15 protein-coding genes are annotated in these 21,557 nt (G+C 53.9%); 7 read left to right on the top strand and 8 right to left on the bottom strand.

The features are described 5' to 3' along the window. Positions 1-26: 26 nt before the first annotated feature. The 6 genes from MPQ_RS06530 to MPQ_RS06505 all read right to left on the bottom strand — a co-directional run bounded on the left by MPQ_RS06530 (position 27) and on the right by MPQ_RS06505 (position 6,483). On the bottom strand, positions 27-1,664 hold the full coding sequence (locus MPQ_RS06530; protein WP_041362130.1) for a phosphoethanolamine transferase: 1,638 nt from the start codon (positions 1,662-1,664) through the stop codon (positions 27-29). A 159-nt stretch (positions 1,665-1,823) separates the two neighbouring features. Then, on the bottom strand, positions 1,824-2,216 hold the full coding sequence (locus tag MPQ_RS06525; protein WP_013442116.1) for a flagellar brake protein: 393 nt from the start codon (positions 2,214-2,216) through the stop codon (positions 1,824-1,826). A gap of 178 nt (positions 2,217-2,394) precedes the next feature. Continuing rightward, positions 2,395-2,898 carry a DUF2059 domain-containing protein gene (locus MPQ_RS06520; protein ID WP_013442115.1) on the bottom strand — a complete coding sequence of 168 codons (504 nt, stop codon included), beginning with the start codon at positions 2,896-2,898 and terminating at the stop codon, positions 2,395-2,397. A gap of 251 nt (positions 2,899-3,149) precedes the next feature. Further along, positions 3,150-3,833 carry a Crp/Fnr family transcriptional regulator gene (locus MPQ_RS06515; RefSeq protein WP_013442114.1) on the bottom strand — a complete coding sequence of 228 codons (684 nt, stop codon included), beginning with the start codon at positions 3,831-3,833 and terminating at the stop codon, positions 3,150-3,152. A gap of 509 nt (positions 3,834-4,342) precedes the next feature. Next, positions 4,343-5,797, bottom strand: a complete 1,455-nt coding sequence (locus MPQ_RS06510) for a HAMP domain-containing sensor histidine kinase (RefSeq protein WP_013442112.1) — start codon at positions 5,795-5,797, stop codon at positions 4,343-4,345. 2 nt (positions 5,798-5,799) lie between these two features. Beyond that, entirely contained in the window at positions 5,800-6,483 is a 684-nt protein-coding gene (locus MPQ_RS06505; RefSeq protein WP_015829986.1) for a response regulator transcription factor, read from the bottom strand. A gap of 254 nt (positions 6,484-6,737) precedes the next feature. On the opposite strand from MPQ_RS06505, the gene MPQ_RS06500 reads away from it, so the two are divergent. Both MPQ_RS06500 and MPQ_RS06495 read left to right on the top strand, forming a co-directional pair. Continuing rightward, the gene (locus tag MPQ_RS06500; RefSeq protein ID WP_013442110.1) at positions 6,738-7,277 is read left to right on the top strand and encodes a Spy/CpxP family protein refolding chaperone; all 540 of its coding nucleotides are present in this window, start codon (positions 6,738-6,740) and stop codon (positions 7,275-7,277) included. 204 nt (positions 7,278-7,481) lie between these two features. Continuing rightward, positions 7,482-8,141, top strand: coding sequence for an EF-hand domain-containing protein (locus tag MPQ_RS06495; protein WP_013442109.1), 660 nt, complete (start codon positions 7,482-7,484; stop codon positions 8,139-8,141). Between the two features lie 116 nt (positions 8,142-8,257). Here MPQ_RS06495 and MPQ_RS06490 read toward each other — a convergent pair whose 3' ends face one another. Beyond that, positions 8,258-8,809: a hypothetical protein gene (locus tag MPQ_RS06490; RefSeq protein WP_013442108.1), complete on the bottom strand. Its 552-nt coding sequence runs from the start codon at positions 8,807-8,809 to the stop codon at positions 8,258-8,260. A gap of 42 nt (positions 8,810-8,851) precedes the next feature. After that, positions 8,852-10,753, bottom strand: a complete 1,902-nt coding sequence (locus MPQ_RS06485; protein WP_013442107.1) for an ATP-binding cassette domain-containing protein — start codon at positions 10,751-10,753, stop codon at positions 8,852-8,854. Positions 10,754-10,993: 240 nt separating this feature from the next. On the opposite strand from MPQ_RS06485, the gene MPQ_RS06480 reads away from it, so the two are divergent. The 5 genes from MPQ_RS06480 (at position 10,994) to mfd (ending at position 21,554) form a co-directional block, all read left to right on the top strand. Then, a complete protein-coding gene (locus tag MPQ_RS06480; RefSeq protein WP_013442106.1) occupies positions 10,994-14,911 on the top strand; it encodes a YhdP family protein in 3,918 nt (1,305 codons plus the stop codon). A gap of 113 nt (positions 14,912-15,024) precedes the next feature. Next, on the top strand, positions 15,025-15,885 hold the full coding sequence (locus MPQ_RS06475) for a carbon-nitrogen hydrolase family protein (protein WP_013442105.1): 861 nt from the start codon (positions 15,025-15,027) through the stop codon (positions 15,883-15,885). A 157-nt stretch (positions 15,886-16,042) separates the two neighbouring features. Further along, the gene (gene tldD, locus MPQ_RS06470; RefSeq protein ID WP_013442104.1) at positions 16,043-17,518 is read left to right on the top strand and encodes a metalloprotease TldD; all 1,476 of its coding nucleotides are present in this window, start codon (positions 16,043-16,045) and stop codon (positions 17,516-17,518) included. 91 nt (positions 17,519-17,609) lie between these two features. Then, the gene (locus MPQ_RS06465) at positions 17,610-17,891 is read left to right on the top strand and encodes a DUF2934 domain-containing protein (RefSeq protein WP_013442103.1); all 282 of its coding nucleotides are present in this window, start codon (positions 17,610-17,612) and stop codon (positions 17,889-17,891) included. 243 nt (positions 17,892-18,134) lie between these two features. Then, positions 18,135-21,554 carry a transcription-repair coupling factor gene (gene mfd / locus MPQ_RS06455; protein WP_013442102.1) on the top strand — a complete coding sequence of 1,140 codons (3,420 nt, stop codon included), beginning with the start codon at positions 18,135-18,137 and terminating at the stop codon, positions 21,552-21,554. The last annotated feature ends 3 nt before the right edge of the window (positions 21,555-21,557 follow it).

Here is a 21,557-nt window from a genome sequence, read left to right as displayed (position 1 = left end):
AGACATCGCCATTGGGCATGGCAGCATCATGGCGCACTTTTTTCGCGAAAAGTGCCGCTCACATCAGGATTTTTAAATAGCCAGTCATCCTTGGCCGCACAGGTTTTGGTCTTCATCTCGAAGGCAATCAGCAAGGCACAGAACAAGTCATCGTGGCTAAGCGGTGCATCTTCATATGCCTTGATCATGCTGACCGGGTAGTCAAAGTGTTTACCGGCCCAGAAAACAGCAGGAACGTGGGTTTGTTCTATCGGCGCGGTGGCATAAGGAGCTGCATGCAGGTATACGCCCTTCTCCCCTAATGATTCACCATGATCACTGACATAAAACATCGCGGTTGCATGGGTGTTGTCGTACTTCTTCAAGAAATCGATAACATTGGCTAAAAAGTAATCGGTATAGCGAACCGCATTGTCATAGCCGTTATTGATTTCTTCCTGGCTGCAACTACGAAGTTCGCCCGTCATGCAGACAGGTTTGAAATACTCAAAGGCTTGGGGGTAGCGCCGGTAGTATTCCGGTCCATGGTTACCCATCTGATGCAGCACGATCAATATATCTTTGCCTTTATGCCCTTCGATATATTTATCCAGGCCTGAAAGCATGCCGATATCGCGGCATTCCGTATCGCATTCAGGATTGAAGGTAGGACTCTTGAAATCTTGATATTCAACGCGGGCAGCCACTCCTTTTGAGTCGGAGTTGTTATCACGCCAGAGGACTTGCACGCCCTCTTCTGACAGCACATCAAGCGCGTTTTTATACTGGCTGGCCTTCTGACGCGTGTAATGTTCACGGCCCAAGGCGGAAAACATGCAAGGCACCGATTCACCTGTCGATGTTCCACAGGAGCTGACATGCTTGAAGCTGATGACATCGCGCTTTGCCAGCTCGGGATTTGTCGGGCGGTCATAGCCATTGAGCGAAAAACGATCCGCCCTGGCTGTTTCACCCACCACCAGAATGACAAGTTCGTTCTCGGGATGCACACCCACCTCCTGAGTATCGGCCGCAGACTCATGCAACACGGTTTTCGAGCTCGCTGCTCGTGCATATTGGCTGACATATGACAGGGTCGAATAACTCCACCCCGTTGGGTTTGCATACAGCCGGGTAATCTTGTGTTCTTTCACAAAACCGGTGAAATTGGAGAGAGCAATGACAATAGACAGAATCAGCGCCAGCAACAGCCACAAAGAAAGTTTGACGCGGGAAACCAGCTCTCGCTTACGTCCTTCGGAGGCCGGCCAGTAGCGTATGGCGAGCGCCGCTGGAATCACGCCCAGAACCAGGAACCGCAAGACCATGCTGGCATTGACCAAGCCGGCGATTTCCTTGGCATCGGTCTCAAAGATATTGTTAATCATCACAACATCCATCACCACCCCGTAATGATCCATGTAATAAGCAGCCAGCGACGAAACAAGCAACAAGGTGGCCAGTACCCATTTGCCCATCCTGCCATGGCATACCCACAACAGGAAAAGCACGGTGCTTAGCGCAAAAAATAAGGCAATGCTGGAGAAATGCAGCAAGTTGATACTGAAAGGCTTATCCAGAGGATAAATTTCAAGCAACTTGACCCATAGCGAAAGATTGGCCGCGAGTATGAAGAACAGCGAGGCAATCGCGAGAAAGCGGGTTTGGCGGGTAAAAATGTTCATCACCTTAATATTGTTATCATGAAGTAGCCAACGCCTGACACGTTGACGGAGAAACTCCAAAGCCCAGCGTAAATGCTCAGGCGATCACTTCAATGCAAATCCAAACAAAAAGCCTGCGATCAGCAGGCTCTATTGATTCATTCAATTAATGCAGTCGGCTTATTCCGCCGCAATCTGCTGCTTGTGCAGCAAGCGCTCAAGATAGGCAATATAGCGCATCAGGCGGGCTTGGGTTTGCGGCTTAACGTCCACATAGGAAAACCCAGCGCGGAAATGACGTAAGGCAGTACCCTCGTTCATTTCCAGTACATTTCTGACCAGCATGGTGACGTTGATTTCGCCAAACTCGGGCACCACAAAGTTACAGTCGTGATACGTCGCCCCAACCTCAAGTGTGCTGTGCTTGCTCTTGGGTAATACCAGTGCCAGCCCTGCGATACTGATATCAAGTACAGGGAAGGAAGGTGCGCTTTCTATCATCGGGATAGTGCACAACAGCCCCGGTGGTGGAATACGGAAAAATTCCCGCTGATTATGTTCTGGATGAATCATGGTTTTTTATCATTGAATTAAAGTTATTACAAAACCGAAAGTCGGTTTCAGGCGCGCCCTGACGCCTCTGAAACCGATAACCCTTGAGTGGGATTCTAGCAGGTATTTTTCCTGCTTGAATGAAAAATGCCACGCGAAAATCTTGCGTGGCATGACTTTTACATTTCAAGCAAAGTTGTTACTGTGCTTTGCGAAACTCGACAGCTCCCTCTTGTGCCGCCTGCTGGATTCGATCCTGTACCGGGACCAACAGCTTCTGGCTTTCCAGGATGATTTGCTGGGTAACCGCTGGCATTTTGTTCATGGCCGATTTGCCTGCTGGCGTTTTGTAAAATGCGGTCAGGGCATTCACTTCTTCCTGGGTAAAGTTCTTTTTGTAGAGGCTGGTATAAATGCTCTGGAAGTTTTCCCAGGTCATGACTTCAGCCATGATGCTGGAAATTTTTTCCGATGTGGTATTCAAAACTTTTTCCTGTTGCGAGTTCAATTGCTTTCCGCCTAATTGCCCAAGAATCGAGGCTTTTACCGAGCTTGCATTTTGTGCCCGGATTTTTTCCAGCATCTGCTTTGCATTCATGGCATCCAGCAGATTTTTAATCGACTCATCAGTGGGCGCACTTTCCGCTGCCAGCGATTGAAAAGAGAGAAGCAAAACGAAGATAAATACGATAAAACGTGTCACGTGACCTCCTGTAGAGTATGTCGGTTAGATGGCAAAAGCCCGATTCAGGCCACTATCGAACGTAAATCATACTCTAATGGGTCACCTTGTGGGTGCTCCGCTAATGTTAAGACTCCCTGTGTCAAAAAAACATTAAGTCACCCCACTCCCTCCATCCACTCTCATTGGATTGCCTCACCCAGAGGCAATCCTCTCCACTTTCCCGCAGTCACTGCCACACGCACCCGATAGATACTGGCCTGATTCCCCCGTCAGACTTTTGATCCAGAGATCATGAAATCACTCGCCATCTGATGCAGAGCGGCAGGATTTTTGACGATCAGACGCATGCCTTCCTTCTCGATCACACCTTCGGTCACGAGTAAACCGAGAGCGCGTGAGACGGTTTCACGGCTCGTGTTAACCATGATAGCCACCTGCTGGTGCGAGGGGAAATGATCGACATATGGCTGATTTTTTGCCATGCGGGAAATCAGCAAAAAAACACGACTATATGCATTTGGCACGCCCAGCAAACAACGAAGATCTGTCACCATTCGCATGCGATGGCACATATCCTTCAACATGCGCTCGGCAACCTTTGGAACATGGTTGACCAGGCTGTTGACCTTGCTTTTGGGTAAGGCCGCGATGAGGGACTCTGAAACCGCAACAATGGAAGCTGGACGAGGCAGATCATCCAATACCGACAACTCTCCAAAATAATCACCCGGAGCGATGAAGTTAAGCCCGGTCTGGCGGCCCTCCAGCGAAATATCCACCACCATGAGGCGACCACTCAGCAAGAAAAACAACTCATTGGCCTCATCCCCTTTATGACATACAAAATGCTTTTTCTCGATTCGAAACATTCTGAAATATCGGGAATACTCATCCAGCAATGGCTGAGGGAGCCCTTGGAGCAAGGGCAGCGTTTTAACTTGTGTAATACTCATATGAACCCCTATAGACGCTTGTGAACCTGCTTTATAGTTATTTGCGTATCCGGTCATCAGTATTGATGGCTGCCGGATGCACAACCCGGTACAACATTCCTTCATCAATTTTTATTTTGGATTTGCCATGCATTGCTCAGAGCAAGCCAGGTTTTCTGCAGCCTGGAGAGTTGCTATGAACAAGTGAAAGGCTAGCAGTAGATTCACACCTCAACCATTGGCTCAAGGTGCTATATGGAAGACGTGCGGAAGAGGATTATCAGGAAGTTATAAAACGGAAAAACAAGCAGGCAAGAGCATCAAAAGCGACCAAATAAAATCTCAAGCCATTGATTTTAATAAAGTATAAATTCAATGTACAAAAAGAGGCTTATGCCATTACGATGCGCAGGCGATTACCCGAAGGAAATCGCCGCGAGAAGGAAAATCTGCAGAGAGATGAAATGATAGAAAAATATTGAGGGGATGATGCGCGCTACATCGCACTCATGAGTCGAGTTGATGCAGCGCTAGTCCAGATATGGCAGTTGGACGGCGACTTCAAAGCCTACAGGAGAAATATTGCGCGCGGCAATTTTGCCGCCATGCATCTCGACCACCTGCTTGGCCAAGGCAAGCCCGATGCCGTGGCCATCTGAGCCCAATCCAGAGTTGGCTCTATAAAACGGCTGAAAGATGGTTTCCAACTCATGTGGGGCAACACCCATGCCTTGGTCACGTATGCGGATGAGTACCATGCGTGTTGCGGGATCACTGCTGACGTCAATATCCACATCACTTCCATCGGGACCATATTTGAGCGCATTTCGCACGATGTTCTCCAGCGCTCGATGCAGCAAGTCTGGTTGCGCTTCCAGCACAAAATCATCGTGTGGCAGCAATCTCACCTCCATCTTACGATCCTTGCCTTCAAACTGCGCGTCTTCCGCCAATGTAAACAGGAGATCACTAAGATCAACGCGCTCCTTGTGGATATTGGTCACACCGGATTCCAACCTTGAAAACGCCAAGAGCTCGCCTACCAATTTATCCATGCGTATGGACTCGCGCTCGATACGTTCAAGCGAGCTGCTGACTTTTTCCGGGCTTTGCCGTGCAAGGCCGATTGCCATCTGCATGCGCGCCAACGGCGAGCGCAACTCATGCGAGACATGATGCAACAGTCTTGACTGCCCTTGTAGCAGAGCCCCAAGGCGTGATGCCATCGTGTCAAAGTCACGCCCAAGATCGCTCAGCTCATCGCGCCTATGCCCCATGGAGCCGGCTACACGCACCTCGAGATCCCCATCCGTTGCCGTAATAAATGCCTGACGCAAACTGCGTATGGGTTTGGAGAAATACCATGCCAGCAAGGCAGCGAATACCAGACTGGCGATCACCCCTGCCGACAGCGGAACTAATGGGAACACTCGCCAGAAACGTGAGCGCATGCCGCCATTGGGTGGCGGCCCGTCTCCAGCACGTTCGCCCGGTGGTGGCTGATGCATGTCTGAGGGATCGTGCATGTCGGGCGGTGGTCCATCCGGATGCCCCATGCCCTCATTGGGGGGAGGCTGTCCACCGCGAGAACGCGAGGGAACAAACAAAATGTATTCATGACCATCATCTGCGTGAATGCTTCGCACCGCCTCGTCTTTATCGAGCTGCGAAATAGCCAGCTGCAGCAACTCGGGAGAAACCCTGCGCTGAAGCAGATCCTCACCCGCCTCGTTTACCACATAAATCTGTGGCATACGACGTTGCGGCCAGCCTTCCAGCATTTTGCGCGTGGCGCCCACACCGCCGTGCTCCAGCGTCGCGGAGACCGCGGCCAGGACGGACATGGCAGGAGGACTCGCTTCAATCAGGGATCGGGAGTTTTCCAGGCTGCGATTATGGGCCCACACGGCCAAGCCAACACCGAATACCGATGTCAGCTGTGCAAACAGGAAAAAGAAAAAGAACTTCCAGTAAAGCCGCCCCATAGTTATTCGCGGACGAGCTGGTAACCCATACGATAAACCGTTTGTATGTAATGGCGGCCATTGGCATAGGCGTCAATTTTCTGACGGATGCTACTGAGATGGACATCAATACTGCGATCAAACCTGGCCAGGGGACGCCCGAGACCTTGCAAGGAAAGATCGCTCTTGCTGACCACACGACCAGCATGACGTACCAGCACTTCCAGCAGATTGAATTCGGTACTGGTGAGTTCCAGCACATTACCTGACCACTCGGCGCGGCGCTGTTCCGGCCACAGGGTCAATGCACCCACGGTAATCTGGACTGGCTGCGCATTATCCGAAGGCTGGGTGCGACGCAAAATGGCGCGAACGCGGGCCACTATTTCTCTGGGGGTACATGGCTTGGGTACGTAATCATCCGCCCCCAGTTCAAGCCCGACGATACGATCAGCATCTTCGCCCTTGGCGGTCAGCATCAACACCGGTGTATTTTTCTCAGCCCGAATGGCGCGCAAGGCATCAATCCCGTTCATCTTGGGCATCATCACATCGAGCAGGATCAGATCATAGGTATCACGCAAGGCTTGCTCCGCGCCTGATTCACCATCATAGGCGACCGTTGGATCAAAGCCTTCCTGCTCAAGATATTCCTTCAGCATTCCTACCAATTCAACGTCGTCGTCAATCAGCAAGACTTTATTCATGGCGTAAACATCATTCCTCATTTTGATCATTTGATGATGATAACGAGCGAGACATACATGAGACAACGCTGCACCCTGTGTTTTACCTATTTTTACACACAAAACACAGCAGAGGTTTACCTAATTTAACCTCTATTTAACAGAGGTTTACAGACAAAATCGGCAGAATGGCATGGCAGTTGTCGGCGATGATGACCGACTTGACTTACAGATTCAGGACTTACAGATTCAGGACTTACAAATCAGGAGAGATCATGAACACCAGCACATTATACAAGCTCACACTGGCGATTGGCCTGCTTGGCCTTAGCCTGCCATTATTATTGCAAGCACAGCCCTTGCTGCAGGATCCCCCTGCCCCAGGGTTTCCGCATCATATGGGCCCCGCTCTTCCCGACAACAAGCAAGGCCCCGGCCTGCCACCTTATCTGCGCGGCCTGGATCTGAGCGAAGTCCAGGAAGATCAAATATTCGCCTTGATGCATGATCAGATTCCCGCTCTGCGCGAACAACAAAAACAGCGTCGTCATGCGCTGGAGGAGCTGGAAGCATTGGCCAAAGCCCCCACGTTTGATGAGCGCAAGGCGCAGCAACTGGCGGAAAAGTTGAGTGAAATCGAAAAACAATTTGTACTTTCCCGCGTACGCAATGACTTCAAGATCAATGGCATATTGACCGCTGAACAGCGCAAGCAATTGGAAGAAACCAAAGCGCAATTCGGCAAACACAAGCCACAAGAGCCCGTAAAATTCACGCCGCAGAACAGCAAAAAGCCCGCCTTGACTTTGATCTGATAGCAAACCTGATGTTCTAAAACCCGCTTTATCATGCTGATTTAGCGGGATTTTTCCTTAACATTGTTTTACCCAACTTAACACTTGCAAGTCGAAAAAATGGAGCGCTTTGGCCGATACTAGTCCATGTGGACACGGTATGGTCCTGCCATATCCTTGTTCCACATTGTTCCGGGGGGAGCAGTAAAAACAACAAGGAGAACAATGATGATATCTAGCGTTTCTACATCACAAATTGCCAGTAGTCTGTTTTCAAAACTGGATACCAAAAGTCAGGGCTACATAGAAAAAACCGATCTTGAATCGGCGTTTTCTTCCATCAGTTCAGATAGCAGTAGCAGCAATGTCGACGATCTTTTCAGCGCACTTGATAGCGACAGCGATGGCAAGATTACCAAGGATGAGATGACGTCCGGCATCGACAATCTGTTGAGCGGGCTAAACAGCCAGTTTGACAGCATGCGCATGCAAGGCGGCATGGGCGGATCAGGTGGCCCGCAAGGCATGCCACCTCCTCCCCCTAAAGGCGGCGAAGGCAAGGAGGACACCGGCCTCACCAAGGATGAGATGACCAGCATTGCATCCAGCACCGATGACAGCAAGCTTTCAAGCCTGATGACGGATATCTCCGAGAATTTTGAAGCGGCAGATACCAATGAGGATGGCAAGGTCACCATGCAGGAAGCCATGGCTTACAAGGAATCCACTAACAAAGCCAACGGAAGCAGTTCGGATAGTACCGACTCCACGAGCAGCTCTTCCAGCAACTCAGCCATGAGTCAGATCACGCGGCAAATCCAGCAATTGATTTCTGCGTATGGGCTGAACGATAGCAACTCTTCCAGCTTGTCGTATTCAGCATAAGCAGGTCTTTAAAGTCCTGAAAACAAAAAGGCGCGGTCATTTGACCGCGCCTTTTTGTTTATTTCTCAAAATTCATCATATGAGAGGCTGGCAGCTTCACTCCCAGCAGTGCAACATCACAGGCTTTCAAAGGCTTCGCACAGCATGCTCAGCATGGTGCCGAAAATAGGCAAGATATCCTCAGGACTGAATGGTGCATTCTCATCCGTCCCGGCGACGACAAACGCCACCACGGCTTTGTCCAGATCCTGCCGGTAGTTCATCCAGTGCTCGGCCTCTGCATCCCCGATCAGCTGATATTTATGCTGACCGGACTCAATAATCTCCAGCCACTCATCCTCGCTCAGCTCCACAAACAAGGATTTGGCAATGGTCACGGCCGTTTTCTGGAAGTCCGGCTGCACACCTTCATCGCCTAAGGGCAATACAAGATAGGTATATACCAGCATGGCATAGGCCTGATAGACACTCAGCATGTCAAAATTTTCAACGCGCTCATCCGCCGGGGAGCGCTCTGCCAGCTGGATCGCCTTGACAGTGAGATAGCATGCCAGGAAATGCGCAGCATCCTGCACATCACCGTCGTCCACGCTGATGGAGCCGGCATCGCCGCCCATTTCATGCAGCGCAATGCCGTAGAGCAGATTCAATCGTTGAGAATATTGCATGGTGTTTTTCCGTTGATTCAATGGGTAAAAAATTAAGCAGGATTATGCGGCCGGCATGCTTTCCAGCTGTGCCATGACCTCCAGCCAGCGCTCTTCAGCAGTTTCTATCTGCTGCGTCAGCTCGGCCTGTTTTTTCAGTAACTGCTGCAGCTCGCTCTTGTCGTTGGCACTATAAAGCTCGCCATCGGCCAAACGCGCTTCCAGCGCCACTTTCTGCTGCTGCCAATCGGCCATGCGACTCTCCAGTTGTTCCGCTTCCTTGGTCAGCGGGCGGCGTTCGGCCAGCCTGGCCTGACGCTCAGCTTTGTTCTGGGCTTTGTCGTTCTTTTTTACAAGTTCGGTCTGCGGGGGTAGCGCGCGCAATTTGTCCTGCGCCTTCTGCTCCGCCAGCCAGATCCGGTAATCTTCAAGATCGCCATCGAATACCTGTGCCTTGCCATCAGCGACCAGAATAAAACGATCGCAGGTTGCGCGTAGCAATGCCCGATCATGAGACACCAGCACTACGCCACCCTCATAAGCCTGCAGCGCCACCGTCAGGGCATGGCGCATTTCCAGGTCCAGATGGTTGGTTGGCTCATCCAGCAGCAACAGATTGGGGCGCGTCCAGATCAATAGCGCCAGGGCCAAACGTGACTTTTCACCGCCGGAAAACATCCCGCAAGGCGCACTGGCCATGTCGCCGCGAAAGTCAAAGCCACCCAGGTAATTGCGATGCTCTTGCTCGCGTGTTTGCGGATCAAGTCTCAGCATGTGCTGCAGTGGAGACTCATCGGCCCGGAGCTGCTCAAGCTGATGCTGGGCAAAATAGCCTATGCTGAGGTCTTTGCCTTCCACCCGCTTGCCACCCAAGGCAGGCATGCTATTGGAAAGTAGCTTGATCAGGGTGGATTTACCCGCCCCGTTGCGCCCCAAGAGGCCAATACGCTCACCTGGCCGTATGGTCAGGGCTATATCATCCAGCACGGTCTTGCCTGCGTATCCAGCCGCCATGTCATCCAGCACCAGCAACGGATCCGGGGTCGCCAATGGTGCACGAAATTCGAAGCCAAAAGGACTGTCCGCATGTGCTGCACTGATAAGCTCCATGCGCTCAAGTGCCTTGATGCGGCTTTGGGCCTGCCGGGCTTTGGTGGCTTTGGCGCGAAAACGGTCGATGTAGCTTTGCAGATGGGCGACTTCGCGTTGCTGGCGTTCATACACTGATTGCTGTTGCGCCAGGCGCTCGGCACGCTGCCGCTCAAAATCCGAATAACCGCCGCGATACAGCGTGAATTTCTGCTGCTCGATATGCGCAATGTGATTGACAATCGCATCCAGAAAATCGCGATCATGCGAAATCAGCAATAAGGTGCCCGGGTAACTTTTCAGCCAGCTCTCCAGCCAGATAACCGCATCCAGGTCCAAATGGTTGGTGGGCTCATCCAGCAATAGCAAATCAGAGCGACACATCAACGCTCGCGCCACATTCAGCCGCACGCGCCAGCCGCCCGAAAAATCCGATACCGGACGCTCAAGGTCCGCCGAAGTAAAGCCCAGACCATCCATCAGCTCGGCAGCACGGGCCCGCGCTGCATAGGCACCAATTTCACCCAGGCGCGCATGCAATTCGCCCAGCCGCACACCGTCCTGTGCCTCTTCCGCTGCTTTCACCTCATGCTCCAGGCGCCGCAATTCCGCATCCCCATCCAGTACAAACTCGATGGCCGCATCCGGCAGCGCGGGTGTTTCCTGCGCCACATGGGCGATTACCCAATGCGGAGGAATATCAAGATCGCCCGACTCCGGGTGCAGCTCGCCACGCAACATGGCAAACACACTGGATTTACCCGCGCCATTGGCGCCTGTTAAACCGACTTTATGGCCGGGGTGCAGCTGGAAGCTGGCATCCTCAATCAGCACTTTTACGCCACGTGTGAGGTGGAGATTCTTGAATTGAATCAATCTGGTCTCTTTATCTGCTGTGCCTTGTCTAAAGGCCAAAGGCGACATTTTAAATGAATCAGGGTATTCCCGCCTCCGCCATATCCAACAAAAGTGGCGGAAACCCGCTTCCAACGGCCAATTTAATCGCCTAAAGCGTTGACCAATCTGTATTGAAAATGAAATACTCACAGGTTGTTAGCATTGCGGCGCACCGCTCCCTCTATACGTACCGGCTAACAGGTACGGCTTTGAAAGATTATGGTCAAAAAGTCTCTGTTTTGGGTTTACCGATTTACCCTGCTCACCCTGTGGCTCGCCATCTTTGCATTTGCGGCTGCGGTACTGAGCATGCGTTATCTGGTGTTACCCAACATAGACAAATATCGAGCGGATATCGAAGCACGCGCCACCGCCGCGATGGGCCAGAAAGTCAGCATCGGTGAAATCAAGGCCAGCTGGGATGGCCTCAACCCCCACCTTAGCCTGTATAACGTGGATATCCACGACGCGGAAGAGCGCCCTGCCCTTAGCCTGGGGCATGTGGAAGCAAGCCTGTCCTGGCTCAGCATTCCTCTGCTGGAGCCCAGACTTTCCAGCATCGAAATTTACCAGCCTGAGCTGACCATACGCCGCGACGCACAAGGCACCCTGTATGTGGCCGGCATGGCCATGGGCGGCCCTTCGCGGCCACAATTTGCCAACTGGGCGCTGCGACAGTCGCGCATTGATGTGCTGGACGCCAGCGTGATCTGGGAAGACGAATTGCGCAAAGCCCCTCCGCTCAGCCTGACGCAACTGAATCTGCGCGTGGTCAGCCCGGCTTGGAAAGGCTTGATAGGCCATCATATGTTTGGTCTGCGCGCCTTGCCTTCCGCCGGTTCATCCGCCCCCATCGACATCCGCGGCAACCTCTACGGCAAAGACATCAGCCAGCCAGAAGATTGGAGTGGCACTGTGTACGCCAAGCTGGAGGGCACAGATATCTCGGCCTGGCGCAAATGGATTTCCTATCCGTTCGATCTTTATGAAGGCTATGGCGCAGCCCGTTTCTGGTTGCAGCTGGATGACGGCAAGCCCAGCAATATTGTCAGCGATGTCATCCTGAGTGATGTTAAAACGCGCTTATCGGCAAGCAGCCCGCAAGCCACGCTCAACCACCTTTCCGGCCGCCTGAGCTGGGACAAACATAAAGATGGGCAGGAATTCACCGCCGAAAACATCAAGCTGAATACCCCCGATGGCCTGGACATGCAAAACGGCAGCATCAGCCTGCGCGAGCGCTGGATCAAGGACAAACAATGGATTGAAGGTCGCGTTCGCCTGGACGAGATTCTGCTGGACACCTTGAACACGTTTGCGGGTTACATTCCGCTGCCAAAGAACTTGAAGCAAAACCTGCAGGAGATCAGCCCTACCGGCAAGCTGGAAAATGTCGATATCAGCTGGCGCGGTAGCGAGACAATTCCGCAGGAATACAGCTTGCGCAGCAAATTCAGCAATCTTGGCATGCGGCCTTTCAAACAGTTCCCTGGCTTCAGCAATCTCAGCGGCAGCGTGGATGCAGACGAAGATAACGGCACACTGACACTGAATGCGCGCAACGCGTCGCTTGAGCTGGAAAACATCATGCGCTGGCCGATTCCGGCTGACCGCCTGAGTGGCGAAGTAAAATGGACCCACAATAAAACTGGGCTGGATATTCGCGTCAAGAATTTCGCCATCGCCAACCCCCATCTGGCCGGAACCATCAATGCCAACTACCTGATGAACGGCGTCAAGGGTGGCTATCTGGACCTGAATGCGAAGTTTGGTCAGGCCGATGCGCAGTATGCCCGCTTCTACTACCCCAAGATTCTCGGCGAACATACGCTGGCATGGCTGGATAGCGCGATTCTGAAGGGTCGTGGCCAGGATATCAATGTGACGGTCAAAGGCAATCTGCATGATTTCCCCTACCCGAATAACAAAACCGGCCTGTTCCGTGTCACCGCCAAAATCAATGACGGGGAGCTGGACTATGCCCCAGGCTGGCCCAAAATCCTGGGCATCAAGCTGGACATGCTGTTTGAGGGCAATCGCATGGAGTTGAATGCCACCGATGGCACGATATTGGGAACGCGCATCACGAAAGCCAATATTGCCATCCCTGGACTGCATGTCGCTGAGCCTGTCCTCAACATCACAGGCGAAGCCAGCGGCCTGGTCAGCGATGGCATACGCTTCATCAACAACAGCCCCTTGCTGCATCTGGCAGAGGGCTTCACGCCCACCTTGGTAACATCCGGCGATGGCAAGCTCAACCTGCAGTTGAACATCCCCTTGCATGACCCCAATAACACCAAGGTAAAAGGGGCATACACCATCAAGAATGGCAGCATGAGTGATAAGGAAATCCCCGAGATCACCCGCATCAATGGCAAGCTGGAATTCACCGAAAACGGACTGCATGCCCAGAATGTCAGCCATTGGATTTATGGCGGCCCTGCCGTACTCAATCTGGTAACCAACAAGGATCATTCCGTTCATATCACCGCACGCGGCCGCCTCAATGATGCTGGCCTGCGCCAGGCATTTGGCCCCGGAATGGCAGACCGTATTTCGGGCAGCACCGACTGGAACGGCGATATCCATATCCAGAACAAAATGCTCAATCTGACCATAGACTCAAGTCTGGTGGGCATTACCTCGTCGCTACCACCGCCACTGAACAAATCGCCAGCGGACATCATGCCTTTGCACGTTGAGAAGCGCCAAACAACGCCATCGCAAGATAGCTTCAATGTCGCGCTGGGCAATTTCATCACCGCGAAAATACTCCGTTCCGAGCTGAACGGAAAAATGAAGATAGACCATGGTGACATTGCCGTGAATGCACCCGCCGAGTCGCCAAGCCAAAGTGCGCAACCTGGCATTAACGTGCGCGCCGTACTGGAACAGCTGGATGCGGATGAATGGCGTAATCTGGCAGACAAAGCCACTGCCAGCATGGCTACGAGCAATACCCCCAGCATTAATGGCGCCGCTGCCCCGGCGGCCAGCGTAACAAGCGGCAATAACAGTACTGCCCTGCCGCCGATTGCCAAGGTCGACCTGACGGTTAATCGCCTGGATATTTTTGACAAGCGCATCAATAGCCTCAAGCTTAACGCGCGCCCCATCACTGGCGGCTGGCAGTTGAATGTGCAGAGTCATGAAATGAATGGCGACATTCAATGGCTGAGCGCAGGCAATGGGAAGGTCATTGCCCGGCTGAAAAACCTGATTTCCCCCAGCTCCACGCCGAATACCGCAGAGCTGCGCACCCAGGGCGATTTCAAGCAGCAGGCGCAGCAATACCCGGCTCTGGATATCGTGGCGGAAAACTACGAAATGGGGAACAAAAAGCTTGGGCGGCTAGAGCTGCAGGCCAGCGAGCAGAATGATGACTGGAGCATAGAAAAACTCAAGATCATCAATCCGGATAGCACCCTGACTGCCGAGGGCGAATGGCATAACTGGAAGCGTAACCCCAATACCCGCATCACCCTGAACTGGGATATCAAAGATCTGGGCAAGACCCTGGAACGCTTTGGCTACCCCGGCACCGTCAAGGGTGGCGAAGCCGACCTGACTGGTCAGCTGAAATGGCCAGGCAGTCCACATGAGTTTAACTCTGCCGGCTTGAGCGGCAACTTGCAACTGGATGCGCGCCACGGGCAGATTCTGAAAATTCAGCCTGGCGTTGGTCGTTTGTTTAGCATGCTGAGTCTGCAAAACCTGCCGCGCCGCCTGACGTTTGATTTCCGCGATGTCTTCAGTAGCGGCTTTACCTTCGATAAAATCGGCGGTAGCGTCAAGATCGACAAAGGCGTGATGCGCAGCGATGATTTCCGCATGGAAGGCCCAACCGCACGCGTGGATATGCGCGGTGAAACCGACCTGCAGAAAGAAACCCAGCACCTTTACATCAAGGTCACGCCTTACCTAAGCGACAGCCTGTCCATAGCGGCGCTGGCAGGGGGGCCGGTGGTGGGCGCTGCCGCGTATGTTGCGCAAAAACTGTTGAAAGACCCGCTGAATCAGTTGGCGGCTGACGAGTACGAAATCGGCGGAACATGGGATAACCCGCAGGAGCTCAAGGGCGATAGCCGCACTCGTGCTCCGGCCAGCCCGGCGGCGAACCCGCTCGGCAAGTAATCAGGCTTGCAGACCAGGTGTCAAGGATGGGCGTATCCTGTGTACCGCCCCATGAAAAAGCAGTGCCCATAAAGTATCATCCATAAAAAACGATAATATTGTTCGGAATCAAGATGGCTATCAAATCTCGCGCAAAAGTAGTGAAATCCAGCAAACCTGCAGCCCCTGCTCCGGGTAACGTCCGGGTCGCAGCCATTCAGATGGCCTCGGGCCCGAATGTCTCCGCCAACCTCAGTGAAGCAGAGCGACTGATTGAGATCGCCGTCGCCCAGGGCGCCAAACTGGTGGCCTTGCCGGAATACTTTGCCATCATGGGCATCCGCGATACCGACAAGGTGGCCGCACGCGAAAAAGAAGGCAGCGGCCCGATACAACGCTTTTTATCCAAAATCGCCAAGAAGCACGAAATCTGGCTGATCGGCGGCTCCATACCGCTGGAATCCTCCACCGAAGACAAAGTCCGCAATGCCTGTCTGGTGTTTGATGACAAAGGCAAGCAAGTCGCACGCTACGACAAGATTCACCTGTTCGGCCTCGATCTCGGCAATGAGCATTACCGTGAAGAAACGACAATCGAAGCAGGCGATAAAGTCGTGGTGCTGGACTCCCCTTTCGGCAAAATCGGCCTCTCCATCTGTTACGACCTGCGCTTCCCTGAGCTTTACCGGGCCATGAAAGAAGTCGATATCATCGTGGTGCCATCGGCCTTTACCGAGACTACCGGCAAAGCCCATTGGGAAAGCCTGGTGCGGGCGCGTGCCATTGAAAACCTGAGCTACGTCATCGCCCCGGCGCAAGGTGGCTACCATGCCTCCGGCCGCGAAACCCATGGCAACAGCATGATTGTGGACCCTTGGGGTGTGGTGCTGGACCGCTTGCCGCGTGGCTCCGGTGTGGTCATCGCCTCGGTGAATGCCGGTTATCAGGCCAGCCTGCGCGGCAGCCTGCCAGCGCTGAAACACCGCACCCTGTAACCAGCTCACCTCACCACAGACTGCGTTTTAAAGATTTACGCTACAACTTATCGCCTGAACACAGGCTTTAATGAGTCACAATTGCAGAAAATACGTAACAGGGGAACTCTGCTCCCCTGTTATATTCTGACCTATAGTCCCTTAGAGAGTAACGGCCATGAAGCCTGACCAGATACCCAGCAGTTCCAGCCCTTTAGCCGGCAGCCATTTTGACACCGCCACCGAAACGCTCTTGAAACCGAGCGGCCTCGATGTCGCCGCCTTGCAAGGCGTGCTGGGCAATATGATGTCGCACAAGGTGGATTATGCCGACCTCTACTTTCAGTACAGCCGTGCCGAAAGCTGGGGCCTGGAAGAAGGTCAGGTCAAATCCGGCAATTTCAGCATAGACCAAGGCGTGGGCGTGCGCGCCGTCAGTGGTGAAAAAACCGCCTTTGCCTACTCGGACGACATCAATCTGCCTGCCCTGCAGCAAGCAGCCAACGCCACCAAGGCCATTGCCGCGATAGGCGCCGAGCAAGCAGGTAGCGCGATTCAACGCATTGATGCGCCACAACTCTATATTCCGCACGACCCCATCGCCTCACTCAGTGCCGAAGCCAAAGTGAAGCTGCTGGAGCGCCTGGAAGGCTATGCGCGTAAAGCCGATCCGCGCATTACCCAGGTCATGGCATCGATTGCGGGCGAATACGAAGTGATCATGATCGCCCGTCACGATGGCATGATGGCCGCCGATGTGCGCCCTCTGGTGCGCCTCTCTATTCAGGTCATCGCCGAAGCCAACGGCCGGCGCGAGCAAGGTTCGGCTGGCGGCGGGGGTCGCTTTGACTATGCGTACTTCACCGATGAGGTATTACAGGATTACGCCCAGAAAGCCGTGCATCAAGCCTTGGTCAATCTGGAAGCGCGCCCTGCTCCGGCTGGCAGCATGACCGTGGTGCTGGGTTCAGGCTGGCCCGGCATTTTGCTGCACGAAGCGATTGGTCACGGCCTGGAGGGCGACTTCAACCGCAAGGGTAGCTCTGCCTTCAGTAATGCGATTGGTCAGCAAGTAGCAGCGCGCGGCGTGACGGTAGTGGATGACGGCACGATTTCCAATCGCCGCGGCTCGCTCAACATAGACGATGAAGGCAACCCGACCCAGCGTACGGTATTAATTGAAGACGGCTACCTGCGTGGCTACATTCAGGACAGCCTGAATGCACGCCTGATGGGCATGCCGATGACGGGCAATGCCCGTCGCGAATCCTATGCCCACATTCCCATGCCGCGCATGACCAACACCTACATGCTGAATGGCAACATGGCCCCGGAAGAGATTATCAAGTCGGTGAAAAAAGGCTTGTATGCGGCCAACTTTGGCGGCGGCCAGGTCGACATTACCAGCGGCAAATTCGTGTTCTCGGCCGCAGAAGCCTGGATGATCGAAGACGGCAAGCTCACCTATCCCGTCAAGGGCGCCACCCTGATCGGCAATGGCCCTGAGGTGCTGAAGCGCGTATCGATGATAGGTAATGACATGGCGCTTGACAGTGGCGTCGGCACCTGCGGCAAAGAAGGCCAGAGCGTACCAGTAGGTGTCGGCCAACCCACACTTCGCATCGACGGCTTGACGGTAGGCGGAACGCTTTAATATGATGGAGGCAAGGCTTACCAGCCTTGCCTCCAACGCAGCGCATACGCTGCATGCATCATGGAAGTCCCTCTTAACGAAAGGAACGGAAATGGCTGTATCGAAAGCAACTGAAGAAAAGAAACCCGCCGTCAAAAAAACGGCTGCCAAAGCAGCAGAGCCTGCTGCCAAAAAAACCACCCCTAAAAAAACGGCCACAGCCAAGGCTGCTTCGGCAAAAACCAAATCCTCCCCACGCAAGATCAGCGCAGAAGAGCGCTACAAAATGACCGAGGTTGCCGCCTATTTCCTGGCGGAACGCAATGGCTTCAAAGGCAACCCTGTCGAATACTGGGAACAGGCGGAAGCACAGATCAGCCAATTGCTGGGCTAAGCTTCAGCCTGACTGGCTTTAACCAGCAGGCTGGTCTGTGGATACATGAACTGGAATAGCTGCGACAAGCTCGCTCCGCAGCATTTCCTTCTTTTTGAATCCACCCTCTGATGTATGAGCCTTAAGGCCGTGTTCTGACCAGGCCATGAAAGGCTTAAGCCCTTGTATAGTGCCGCTTGCATAGCCGCAGCTTGCCGCAAGCGGCTATAATGCATTTGTTATTCATTCATTTGCGGTTTTTTCATGCAGTTTTCCCTGCCCATCCCGGCGTCTGGCTCCTCCGAACGTATCAAACCTTTGCCAACCGGCCTCGACAGCCTGGCCCTGGCACGACTCGCGCGCGAACTTAAGCAGAAGCCTGAGCGCACACCGCTGGTGATCCTGTGTGCGAGCGCATTTGAAGCTCAGCGCCTGTTGGAAGAGATGCCGTGGTTCGCCGCTGACCTCAGCGTGCATATGATGCCGGACTGGGAAACCCTGCCCTATGATCACTTCTCACCGCATCCTGACCTGATTTCAGAGCGACTGGCGACGCTGTACCAGATCAGCCAGAACACCTGCGATGTCATTATCGTGCCGGTGTCTACGGCCCTGATCCGGGTGCCGCCCAATGCCTATCTGGCCGCGCATACCTTCATGCTGAAGAAAAACCAGCGTCTGGATCTGGACGCCTTGCGCACGCAATGCGCAGAGGCGGGCTACCACCATGTCAGCCAGGTCATGAGCCCGGGCGAATTCAGCGTGCGTGGCGGGCTGGTTGATCTGTTCCCCATGGGGAGCAGCCTGCCCTACCGTCTTGATTTATTCGATGATGAAATCGAAAGCATCCGCACCTTTGATGTTGATACCCAGCGCAGTGTTTATCCGGTTAGCGAGATACGCCTGCTGCCCGCACGTGAATTCCCGTTAGATGAGGCTGGCATCAGCCGCTTCAGACAGAATTTCCGCGAAACCTTTGAAGGCGACCCTTCACGTAGCCGCATTTACAAGGATGTGAGCAAAGGCATCGCCAGCGGTGGCATTGAGTGGTATCTGCCGCTGTTTTTTGAGGAAACAGCCACGGTACTGGATTATTTACCGAGCTCTGCCATTCTCTGCATGCACGGCAATATCGACCATGCCGCCCAAGGCTTCTGGCGTGATGCGCAATCCCGCTACCGCCAGCTGGCGCATGATCCTGAGCGACCTATCCTGCAGCCGGAGGTATTGCTGCTCAAAACCGAAGACTTTTTTGCCCGCACCCATGTCTGGGGCCGGATTCAGCTCACCACAGAAACCGCTAGCGGCTTGCCCGCGCTGGAGATTGAGCGCCGCGCCGATCACCCATTGCACAAGCTGCAGGAGTTCATCAAGAAATACAAAGGCCGTATCCTGATTGCGGCTGAAAGCCTGGGGCGTCGCGAGACCATGGCCCAGCTATTCAGCGATCATCAGGTGCCGTTTTCTGCCTGTGGCGATGGTCATGGCAACTCCTGGGAAGAATTTCAGCAAGGCGATGCACGTGTGATGCTCGGTGTCGCGGCATTGCATGGCGGTTTTGTCGCCGATAAATTCTGCATCATCACCGAAGCCGAGCTTTATGCGGCCACGGTGCGCCAGCAGCGCCGCCGTGAAAAGGAAAAATCACGCAATACCGAAGGCATGCTCAAGGATTTATCCGAGCTGCGCGAGCAAGACCCCGTGGTGCACGAACAGCACGGCGTAGGCCGTTACAAGGGCCTGGTCAATCTCGACTTTGGCGAGGGCGAAACCGAATTCCTGCTGCTGGAATATGCAGGCGATGACAAGCTTTACGTGCCGGTTTCCCAGTTATTCCTGATCTCGCGCTACTCGGGCGGGCCACCGGAATCCGCGCCCCTGCACAGACTGGGTAGCGGTCAATGGGAAAAGGCCAAGAAAAAAGCCCTCAAGCAAATCCGCGATACGGCGGCTGAGCTGCTTAACCTGTATGCCCAGCGCGCAGCGCGCAAAGGCCATGCCTTTACCCTCACCCTGCAGGATTACGAAGCCTTTGCCGAAGGCTTCCCGTTTGAAGAAACCCCGGATCAACTCTCTGCCATTGAGGCAGTCATCAGCGATATGCAATCCGGCCGGCCGATGGATCGCCTGGTGTGTGGCGATGTGGGCTTCGGCAAGACCGAGGTCGCCTTACGTGCCGCGTTTGTTGCCGTCATGGGCGGCCGCCAGGTAGCCGTGCTGGTGCCAACCACGCTACTTGCCGAACAGCATTACAACAACTTTGCCGACCGCTTTGCCGACTGGCCGATCAAGATCGCGGAAATCTCGCGCTTCCGCACCGCGAAAGAGCAAGCAGAAGCGATCAAGGGACTGGAAGACGGCAATATCGACATCATCATCGGCACCCACCGCCTGATCCAGAAAGATGTGAAGTTCAAGAACCTTGGCCTCGTCATCCTCGATGAAGAGCATCGTTTTGGCGTGCGCCAGAAAGAACAGCTGAAAGCCATGCGCGCCGAAGTGGATGTGCTGACGCTGACCGCCACCCCGATTCCCCGCACGCTATCCATGGCCATGGAAGGCCTGCGCGAGTTTTCGGTTATTACCACGCCGCCGCAAAAGCGACTGGCGATCAAAACCTTTGCCACGCACTATTCAGAAGGCATCATCCGCGAAGCCGCCATGCGCGAATTCAAGCGCGGTGGCCAGGTGTACTTCCTGCACAACGAAGTCGACACTATTTTCGTGATGAAAGAAAAGCTGGAACGCATCCTGCCCGAGGCCCGGATTGGCATTGCCCACGGCCAGCTGCGCGAACGCGAACTCGAACACGTCATGCGCGACTTCTACCAGCAACGCTTCAACCTGCTGCTCTGCACCACCATTATTGAAACCGGCATTGATGTGCCCACCGCCAACACCATCATCATGAATCGGGCCGATATGTTTGGCCTGGCGCAGCTGCATCAGCTACGTGGCCGCGTCGGCCGCTCACACCATCAGGCCTATGCCTATTTGCTGACGGACCCCGACCGCAACATCACCCCACAAGCGCAAAAGCGCCTGGACGCGATTCAACTGCTGGAAGACCTTGGCGCCGGCTTCCACCTGGCCATGCACGACTTGGAAATCCGCGGCGCTGGGGAACTGCTGGGCGACTCACAAAGCGGCGAAATGCAGGAGATCGGATTTTCACTCTACTCCGACATGCTGAACCACGCGGTGAAGCAACTAAAAGCTGGCAAGGAACCAGACATCAACGCCCCACTGGGCGTCACCACCGAAATAAACCTGCATACCCCCGCCCTGCTGCCGAATGACTACTGTCCCGATGTGCACGAGCGACTGGTGCTTTACAAGCGTCTCGCCAACTGCGACAACGACGACGACCTCGACACCATGCAGGAAGAACTGATTGACCGCTTTGGCATACTCCCCGAACAAGGCGAAGCCCTGATCGCCTGCCATCGCCTTCGTATCGCCGCCAAGCCGCTCGGCATTACGAAAATCGACGCCAGTGATAGCGCCATTCAGCTCACGTTTAGTCAAAGTAGCGAGCTTGATCCAACCAAACTGGTCAGCCTGCTACAGCGCGACCGCCGCTACCGCATGAATGGGCCGGACAAACTAAGGATGACGGTGGAAACCCACACGATTAAACAACGGAGTGAATTGATTGAAACGCTAATCAAGGATCTAAGTTGAGGC

The organism is Methylovorus sp. MP688 (assembly GCF_000183115.1).
GTDB lineage: Bacteria > Pseudomonadota > Gammaproteobacteria > Burkholderiales > Methylophilaceae > Methylovorus > Methylovorus glucosotrophus.
Note: the sequence above shows the minus strand (reverse complement) of the source record. Positions and strands in the feature narration are given on the sequence as shown.

Coding starts and splice junctions, on each gene's coding strand:
- MPQ_RS06530 (WP_041362130.1), bottom strand. CDS start 1,664: ATGAACATTTTTACCCGCCAAACCCGCTTTCTCGCGATTGCCTCGCTG.
- MPQ_RS06525 (WP_013442116.1), bottom strand. CDS start 2,216: ATGATTCATCCAGAACATAATCAGCGGGAATTTTTCCGTATTCCACCA.
- MPQ_RS06515 (WP_013442114.1), bottom strand. CDS start 3,833: ATGAGTATTACACAAGTTAAAACGCTGCCCTTGCTCCAAGGGCTCCCT.
- MPQ_RS06510 (WP_013442112.1), bottom strand. CDS start 5,797: ATGGGGCGGCTTTACTGGAAGTTCTTTTTCTTTTTCCTGTTTGCACAG.
- MPQ_RS06505 (WP_015829986.1), bottom strand. CDS start 6,483: ATGAATAAAGTCTTGCTGATTGACGACGACGTTGAATTGGTAGGAATG.
- MPQ_RS06500 (WP_013442110.1), top strand. CDS start 6,738: ATGAACACCAGCACATTATACAAGCTCACACTGGCGATTGGCCTGCTT.
- MPQ_RS06495 (WP_013442109.1), top strand. CDS start 7,482: ATGATGATATCTAGCGTTTCTACATCACAAATTGCCAGTAGTCTGTTT.
- MPQ_RS06490 (WP_013442108.1), bottom strand. CDS start 8,809: ATGCAATATTCTCAACGATTGAATCTGCTCTACGGCATTGCGCTGCAT.
- MPQ_RS06480 (WP_013442106.1), top strand. CDS start 10,994: ATGGTCAAAAAGTCTCTGTTTTGGGTTTACCGATTTACCCTGCTCACC.
- MPQ_RS06475 (WP_013442105.1), top strand. CDS start 15,025: ATGGCTATCAAATCTCGCGCAAAAGTAGTGAAATCCAGCAAACCTGCA.
- tldD (WP_013442104.1), top strand. CDS start 16,043: ATGAAGCCTGACCAGATACCCAGCAGTTCCAGCCCTTTAGCCGGCAGC.
- MPQ_RS06465 (WP_013442103.1), top strand. CDS start 17,610: ATGGCTGTATCGAAAGCAACTGAAGAAAAGAAACCCGCCGTCAAAAAA.
- mfd (WP_013442102.1), top strand. CDS start 18,135: ATGCAGTTTTCCCTGCCCATCCCGGCGTCTGGCTCCTCCGAACGTATC.